Annotated in this window: 1 protein-coding gene; it reads right to left on the reverse strand. The window is 64.0% G+C overall.

Translation table 11 applies throughout. The features are described from left to right. Positions 1-748, reverse strand: a 748-nt coding sequence (locus ACOTZF_RS25210) for a type VI secretion system Vgr family protein (RefSeq protein ID WP_421636239.1), incomplete at both ends; no start/stop codon positions are given.

Consider the following 748-nt stretch of genomic DNA (forward strand, 5'->3'; position numbering starts at 1 on the left):
TGAAGGTGTGGCCCGGCGCAATACCCGCCGCCGTGGCCGTGGCCTGAATCTGCTGATGCTCCACCTGCCAGCGCTCCTGGCGAATGCGGGCGTAGGACTCCGCATGCCCGGTCTCCACAAAGCGCCCAGGCCAGTCGTACACGTCGATGCTGCCCGGTTTCGGCGAGGCCGGGTTCTGCTGCGCCTGGAACAGCCACGCGTTCGGCTTGCGGAAGTCGTAGTCGTCGAGGCTGTAAATGCCCGGCGTGACGCTGTCCTCCAGCGCCCACTGGCTGATGCCCTCTTCGTCCGTGCTGCCGCCGGACGGCGTCTGGTGATAGGGGATGACCTCGTAGCCGCTGAACGGCTGATGTTGCGTGGCGGCGTCGGTGAGCACCAGGGTGTGTTTGTCGGCCTCGTGGCTGAAGTAATACGCTATTCCCTCCAGCTCCATCAGGCGGCTGATGAAGTCCAGGCTCGACTCCTGATACTGGACGCAGTAGTCCCACACCCGGTAGCTGCCGGTGAGCTTATCTTCCACGTTGACCTGATGCTCGCCCAGCAGGGTTTTCACAATCTGCGGCACCGTCTGCCCCTGGAAGATACGCAGGTTACGGTCGCGCTTCATCGGCCACAGGTCCGGCTCCACCGTCAGCTGATACACCGCATAGCGCGTGCCCGTCAGCTCAACGGCGCTCACCGCCACGCGCGTGACTTTGCCGTTGATGTAGCGCGGGGTAAGCAGGTTCTGGGTCGGGATGGTCACCGT

The sequence above is a fragment of the Enterobacter cloacae complex sp. SHL021 genome (assembly GCF_049237765.1).
Taxonomy (GTDB): domain Bacteria; phylum Pseudomonadota; class Gammaproteobacteria; order Enterobacterales; family Enterobacteriaceae; genus Enterobacter; species Enterobacter cloacae.